The sequence below is a fragment of the Bradyrhizobium genosp. SA-3 genome, from assembly GCF_004212635.1.
Lineage (GTDB): Bacteria > Pseudomonadota > Alphaproteobacteria > Rhizobiales > Xanthobacteraceae > Bradyrhizobium.
Genome location: NZ_PSRT01000239.1, coordinates 1 through 7,033 on the forward strand (window position 1 = coordinate 1; position 7,033 = coordinate 7,033).

Genomic DNA, 7,033 nt, shown 5'->3' on the forward strand with positions numbered 1-7,033 from the left:
GCTGAGGCTGTCGGGGCATGGGCGGAGGTGCTCGCGTTCGCACTGTCAACCGGCGGGCACGAAAATCCATGGAACAGTTACTTCGGACCGATGGGATCAGGCACCGACCGGGACGGAAAAACGTTCTACTCTCCCGACATCTCGGGAACCCCTCCTGCCACCATCGACCATTGGGCTGCTCGGGCAAGATCGCTCAAGCATCCCTTCCTGAGGGCACGTTATGCCGATCTCGCTTGGGAGATGAGCGGTCTCATCGGAAAGCGTCGGCGCGATGTCGACGACGCCCGGATCGCCATCGATGCCTACCTTGATGCGATCCAGCGCATGGCCGAGGACCACGAGCATGTGCGATTTGCAATCCGGGCGCTCGACCTAGCGGTCTTGATCAGGGATAAGGATCGCACCGATCGAGCGCGAGCTGCACTGATGGGCGTGCATCGATCGCTGATGCAAAACAAAGGTGGTTTGTGGTGGTACACGGTCGACCGGCTGCTCCAAGACAGAAAGGCAGGCGTCACTGATGTAGAGCGCGCCGAGCTAGTCTCCGACTTGGAGAGCATCGTTACTACAGGTTCTAACACCAATGATCCTGCGCAGTTCAACCCCCACGAAGCCCAAGATGCCGCCGAACGTCTGATCCGGTATTACGGCCGCCTCGGCGAAGTCGACGACATCAAGCGCCTCCATAAGGCGGTCGGCGCGTCGTTCGAGCATTTTGCAAGCAACGCAGATCCCATGCTCGCGGCAGCGCTGTTGCAAACGGCCACCGACCAGTACCGCAAGGCTGGACTAAAGGAGGACCATGACCGCACCCGCATAATGATGCAGCAGAAAATCGGTGCAGCGGGCGAGAACCTTCAGTCCTTCGAGCGAAAGATCGAAATACCACGTGACGATATGGAGAAGTTTCTCGACCTAATTGTGGTCGACGACCTAGCCACGACCTTTGTGCGCATTGCACGAGAGTTCTTGCTGAGCCGCGCCGAGCTTGAGCAGCAAGTACGACAGATGCTTAAGGAAGCGCCACTCATGGCTCATATCCCGGCAACAATCATGGCCGACAACCACGTTGCGGCCAAGATCGGCTCAGTGGAAGACGACCCGTTCGGCCGCCTAATGCATCAGACTAATTTTGCATTCCAGTTTGCCAGGCTATGGCTCGCTCAAGCCTTTCGACGGTTGTTCGAAAGACACGAGGTGGCGCCGGAGCATTTCGCCGGTTGGGCCAACCGGCACGACTTGTTCGATGACATGAGCCTGCTCTTGGAAGGTCTCCGCGCTTGGGAGCGGGAGGATGATGTGAAGGCCGCGCATGTGCTCGTTCCGCAGGTGGAGCACGCGCTGCGTAAGGTGGCGGACGATCTTGGCGTGCCGATCACAAAAGCCCACCCGGTGGTTTCTGAAGCGAGTGTCGCAATCGGAATGGGTGAAATTCTGTACAACGAAAAAGTCGCCGAAGCTCTCGGTCCCGATGTTACGTTACATCTTCAGGCGCTATATGCCGATCCGCGCGGAATGAACCTGCGCAACCAGATCGCTCATGGCTTGATGGAGGCGGGCCAGTTCTACTGGCATCTTGGCAATTTGATTGTACATTCGCTCCTCATGCTGGGCTTGTGGAAAGAGTTTGGCGTAAAACCCAAGAATTGAGACGCGCGACCCGGATCGTCCGCGCCGATCAAGTTCTGTTTGAGCGGGTGAGGCTCAATGCGCCAGCAAAGCCCGCCCTGACGGACCAGAGCGGCAGCTTAGGAGCACCGTTCGCTCTGGTCCCGTCCGCCCGGCGGCTTGCTGACACACCGCCGGGCATCGGAAGCCGCCACAACAGAAGTACAGAAGCCCCCGGTTCTCCGTGTCCGGCCAATCAACCCGTACGCGCCCGACGTCCTTTGCCGCGCGCCCGACGCGGATTGAATTCATCGACCGCGTTCTGCCAAGCAATGATCTCGTCCTCAAACCAGACGCGCCGGTTCGGGCTGATGTAGGTCGATTTGGGGAAGCGGCCGGATTTTTCCATGCGGTACAGGGTGGTGCGGCTCACGGGGATGATCCCCAGCACCTGAGTCTCGCTAAGCATGCGACGAGGGCGGAATTTTGTGGGTCCTTCCTCCTCCAATTGGGCTCCGTGTCGATTTCCAGCTACCATCCGAATCTCAGGTGTTCCCGCGGCATCGCGCCAACTGCCTCGTCGTGACAATGTCTGCGCTTCACCCGGAACCAAAATGGAGCAACGGGCATTCCGTTGGAAGATTTAACTAGCCGAAATTGTGTCCCTCAACCCAATGCCTCATGGTTCAGATTGGCCGACGGCAAATTGGATCCCGGATGATCCAGAGCAAACACGCCTGGCCGCTGTGCTCAAGGCGTTCGGCCCCCTCGAAGCGATAGTCGACTACGTCGGACCGGATTGGGGAGCTGTGTCCGAACCTGCTCTGTTCGATCGACCGACGCGCGCTGATGAAGTGGCTCGCCATGTGGAGCACAGGATCCGAGAGGCTGGGCGCCTGTACTGGAGAGTGTTGCGGTTCCGGTCCGTTGCAGAGACTCGTGAGCTACTTGACGATCTTGAAATTAAACTAGGCGTCGTCTACCGGCGGATGGAGCAGCTACCGAACGTCCGCAGAGCATTTAACGCCGCATTTGATCGAGATGTGCCCGACAGCGCAGGGTATCGAGATCTGCCCGATAATCCATGGGATCCATATGATTTCGATGCAAACCTTGATGAAAGCGAGGTTCCTGAGAACGAGAAATGGGGGCGCCTCCTGCTGGCAATCGGCGACGGTTGGAGCAGAGTTGGGTACTTGCTGAGACGCGACGTCGATTTGGGTGAACTGCTGGAACAGCCGCCAACCAAGCAGAAGAATTCGGAGCGCGTGTTGTGGGAAACGATCTTTGCGCTGCTGCGTGAGTGCGGAGTTGAGCCGCTGGAAAAGTATCAACCTCTGATTCACACGCTCAGAGCTGTGCACCTGCTGCTCGGGATTGAGAAGCCGCCGAACGCTGGCCACCTAGGCTATGTGAAGTCTGAATTCCTGAAACAGGCATCAACAGCGGTGAACAGCAAGGCATTGGATGAGGAGGGCAAATAATCCCTAGCTAAATCTTCACGGCAGAACTGCCTTCCGGCTCAATGAGAAAACCTCGTCGACTCAGCGCGGCGAGGCTTTTTCTATCTGAAACTGGGGTCGCATCCGGTCCTGGCTTGGTCATCCGCGCGGTGACGATGCCAGGGTTGACGACCCCGCAAGAGCGGAGGTTTCCACCCCATGGGTTTCACCATCATCCCCGGCGGCCGCAAGCCGAAGCCGCCGATCCCGTTGCATCGCTTCATGCGAAGTGCCTGCCGCGACATTGAGCGAATCACGCGTATGGCGCTGACCTGTGCGCCGACTGACAGTTGGTCGCAGACGTTTTTCGCCAACCTCATCCGCGCGATGCGCAATGCGGCGGAGGAGCTGGAGCGTGCTGTCGAGCTGCGCGTTGCCGAAGATCGCGCGGCCCACCAGGAGAAGCTCGCCGCGATCCGTGAACGCGAAACCGACGCGCGTTTGCACAAGTAGCAGCAGCGCGACAATGAGCACTACTGACATCGTTCCGCAGTCAACTGATGAAGACATCGCGCAAAGCGATGACGACGTCGGCGGTCAGGTCGATCTGACCGGCGCGCAACTGACCTTGATCACGAAAATGGACGAGCCGTCGCTGATGTCGAAGCGGCTGTCGTTGAACGACGACGGCTCGCTGAACAGCGACGGCTCGAAATGTTGGATGAGCAAGGGCATTGCTGCGCGCGCATTCGCCGCCACGGCGGCTATGCTCGCTCGCATCATCGTCGCTTGTCGTCCCAACCAAGCGATCGCGCTGGGCTCGCTGGCGAAGAACATCGCTGCTCCCGTTCACATCGTCACGAAAGACCGCATCAACGAGAGCCTTGGTTGCATTGCCCGGACCCGCGACTTCATCGACTATCGGTCGGGCGTGCCGTCTTGGGTTTTGATTGATTTTGATACCAAGGGCATGCCTCCGGAAGTCAAAGCCAAGATCGAGTCCAGCGGCGGCATGTGGGAGTGCCTGCTCAAGATCGCTCCTGGTCTCGCGCGCGCCGCCCGCGTCAGCCGCTCCAGCACGAGCGCCGGATTGACTCGCGGCGACACCGGTGACCTGATCGCCGGCTCGGATGGCGAACATCACTATTTGCTGGTTGCTGACGGTGGCGACATCGACCGCTTCTTGAACGACCTGCACGATAAATGCTGGTTGAATGGATTCGGCTGGCACATGATCAGCCGTTCGGGCGCCTTGCTCGAACGGAGCATCGTGGATCGCATGGTGGGCTTTGGCGAGCGCTTGTGCTTCGAGGGTGCTCCCTTGCTCATCCCGCCGCTCGTCCAGAACTCTTCGAAGCGAGAGCCTCGCGTTTTTGACGGCCAAGCGGTCGACTCCAGCCGCGTCGTGCCGGCGCCGACCGAATACGACCGGCACCGGATCAACCTGGCCAAGGCTGATAGCAAGCGAGCTTTGAGCAAGGCTGCCGCCGAGATCGCGAACAAGCACGACCAAGATCTCGCCAAGGCCGTCTCGGCTCGGTCAGGCACGCCGATCGCTACCGCGTTGCGTTTGATTAAGGCGCGGCACCAGGGCGTGCTCTATCCGGACATTGAGTTGGAGTTCGATCGCCTTGGTAGCGTCACCGTCGGCGCCGTACTAGCGGCGCCGGAGCGTTACGTGAATGAAACGCTTGCCGATCCGCTCGAGGGCGTGTCGTACGGGCGTGGCAAAGCCATGGTCATGCGAGGACGCGAGGGCGATCTCGTGATCCATTCATTTGCTCATGGTCGTTCGTTCTATTCCCTACGTTATGATCTGGCATCAGCAAAGACGACCGTCACCGCCGGAACCGCAGCTGGGATGGTAGATCACGCGATGGCGATTCTCGCTCAAGCGAAGCTCGAGCTGAACGAGCTCGACGACTTTGCTGCGTCGGTGGCAAAGGCCGCCGGCGTGAGCGTGCGCACGGTCAAGGCGCGAATGAAGAACGAGCTCGCTGAGCGAAAGATCCAGGCGCGAAATTTTGCTGCAGAAGCGACGACCGATGCCCGCATTGTTCGCCCGCTTCCGTACGCAAATGAGGAATTGTTGCCGACGGTCACCTTCATCGACGATGTTCTCGCAAAAGACGACAGCCCCGAGCCCCCGATGCGCAACCCAAACGGTGTTCCTGTTCGGATCGACGAAAAGGAGCCATGGGCTCTCCATCTTTTGACGTCCGGTTCGGCAAACGCGACTGCTCGCGCCGATGAGCTGATGAAGGCGCCGGCCCAGCCGGTGATCGCCGAGTTGACGGCGAGCAGCTTGCAGATGCTGATCGAGAAGCATCTCCGCTGGGAAAAGGTCCGCAAAGATGGATCCTTCTATTTTGCGGCAACGCCATTGCCGTTCATCAAGGCGCTTTTTGACTATGCAGACAGCGAGATGCCCGTCGTCCGCGCGATCAATCAGGCGCCGCTCGTGACTGCAGCCGGACAGGTGATCGATGGAGAGGGCCTCGATCGGACTCTTGGCATTGTGCATCGCATCGATCCCGCACATCGTGCGTGCCTGCCTGCCGGCAGGCCGACGGACAACGAGGTTCGCGCGGCGCTGGAATTTCTGATGCATGAATGGCTTGTTGATGTGGCTCTCGACGATGCTGGCAAATGCGTCGTCATTGTTCTCGCGATCACCCTGTTGCAGCGCGCGCTGCTCGCCGAGCGTCCGGCGTTCTTCGTCACGGCAGGTCAGCGCGGTGGCGGCAAGACGACGTTGATTCAGATGATTGTCGCGGCAATTCTTGGCCGACCTGCTGCGGCGGCGGCGTGGTCGGATAACGCGGAGGAGCGAAAAAAAGCGTTGTTCTCGTATCTGCGTCAAGCTGTCGGTGTGTTGATCTGGGATAACATCAGTCGTGGATCCACGATCAGCTGTCCCCATATCGAAGCCGCCCTCACTGCGCCCGAGATCTCGGATCGCGTGCTGGGCGTTTCCCTCTTCGAGACCGTGCCGGCGTCGACCATTCAGGTCTTCACCGGCAACTCGATCGCGCCTCGTGGCGACATGGCAAGCCGGTCGTTCATCCTTTCGTTGAACGTCGATCGGCCCGATCCGGAGAATCGTGATTTCAAGCACAGCGATCCCGTGGGCTGGACGCAGGCGAACCGCGCGCGTGTTCTTCGGGCGCTCTATTTGATTCTGGTTACCGGCATTCAGAACCGACCTGGTGATCAACAGGCGAAAACGCGCTTCAAGAGCTGGTGGAATCTGGCCGGATGGCCGGTTGAATACGCGGCAGCCTTGGTCGGTATTGACTTCGATTGCGGCAAGCTCCTCTTGGCCGGCGAGGCCCAGGACGAGGAAGCGAGCACGACGTCGCGCGTCCTGACCGCGCTTTGGATGCGGTTCGGTGAGGAGCAGTTCACCGCGCGGTCAGTGGCATCGCTGCTCTCGGACTACAATCTCGCTACCGACGAGGATGCCGCTGAGCTTGCGGACGGATTGGCGGAGTTGGCGCAGAAAGCGGTCGATAAGGCGACCGCGCAGGGTATCGGCAAGCTCTTCCAGAAGCATTTGACCGGCCGCCCAACGTGGATCGAAGACCGCGTCGCTTTCCTGCGCCGCGTCCCTGGTCATCAGCAGAATCTATACCGGATCGAGATCCGTGGGACGGCTGATGATCGCCGGTCGCCGGCGATGTCCGGCGAACGTGACGATGATCCGTTTTCTTCGTCGAGCTGACGCGAGATGCCGCCCTCAAGAGGGAAAGAGGGAAAAGAGGGGAAAGAGGGGAAAGTTTACAGCCTCGTCGCAGGAAATGCGCGAATTTTGGACGTGAGTTCTTGCTAATTTTTGAGAAATTCTCGGAGCCGCCGGTTCTAACATTCCCCACATTCCCCTTTCCCAAGCCGAGAACTGATTACGAAACGAGTGCGGCGGATTCCCCGCTGTGCTCGGGCAGGGCGATGGGACGCGTCATGCTCGTTTCGAGGCAGTCCCA

General features: G+C 59.5%; 5 protein-coding genes. 4 read left to right on the forward strand and 1 reads right to left on the reverse strand.

All coding sequences use genetic code 11. From position 1 onward, the window contains the following. Window positions 1-1,650, forward strand: a 1,650-nt coding sequence (locus CWO91_RS40865) for a DUF4209 domain-containing protein (protein ID WP_208753145.1), incomplete at its 5' end; no start/stop codon positions are given. A 214-nt stretch (window positions 1,651-1,864) separates the two neighbouring features. Here CWO91_RS40865 and CWO91_RS43540 read toward each other — a convergent pair. Further along, the gene (locus CWO91_RS43540) at window positions 1,865-2,146 is read right to left on the reverse strand and encodes a helix-turn-helix transcriptional regulator (protein ID WP_349643618.1); all 282 of its coding nucleotides are present in this window, start codon (window positions 2,144-2,146) and stop codon (window positions 1,865-1,867) included. A 121-nt stretch (window positions 2,147-2,267) separates the two neighbouring features. Here CWO91_RS43540 and CWO91_RS40875 point away from each other — a divergent pair, with 121 nt between their 5' ends. From CWO91_RS40875 to CWO91_RS40885, 3 genes are all read left to right on the forward strand, one after another. Next, window positions 2,268-3,092, forward strand: a complete 825-nt coding sequence (locus CWO91_RS40875; RefSeq protein WP_165406057.1) for a hypothetical protein — start codon at window positions 2,268-2,270, stop codon at window positions 3,090-3,092. Between the two features lie 177 nt (window positions 3,093-3,269). Next, window positions 3,270-3,563, forward strand: coding sequence for a hypothetical protein (locus CWO91_RS40880; protein ID WP_130220973.1), 294 nt, complete (start codon window positions 3,270-3,272; stop codon window positions 3,561-3,563). Window positions 3,564-3,576: 13 nt separating this feature from the next. Beyond that, window positions 3,577-6,774, forward strand: coding sequence for a hypothetical protein (locus tag CWO91_RS40885; RefSeq protein WP_130220974.1), 3,198 nt, complete (start codon window positions 3,577-3,579; stop codon window positions 6,772-6,774). The last annotated feature ends 259 nt before the right edge of the window (window positions 6,775-7,033 follow it).

Excerpts from the sequence above, each read along its gene's own strand:
- CWO91_RS43540 (WP_349643618.1), bottom strand. The coding sequence starts at position 2,146 with ATGGTAGCTGGAAATCGACACGGAGCCCAATTGGAGGAGGAAGGACCC.
- CWO91_RS40880 (WP_130220973.1), top strand. The coding sequence starts at position 3,270 with ATGGGTTTCACCATCATCCCCGGCGGCCGCAAGCCGAAGCCGCCGATC.
- CWO91_RS40885 (WP_130220974.1), top strand. The coding sequence starts at position 3,577 with ATGAGCACTACTGACATCGTTCCGCAGTCAACTGATGAAGACATCGCG.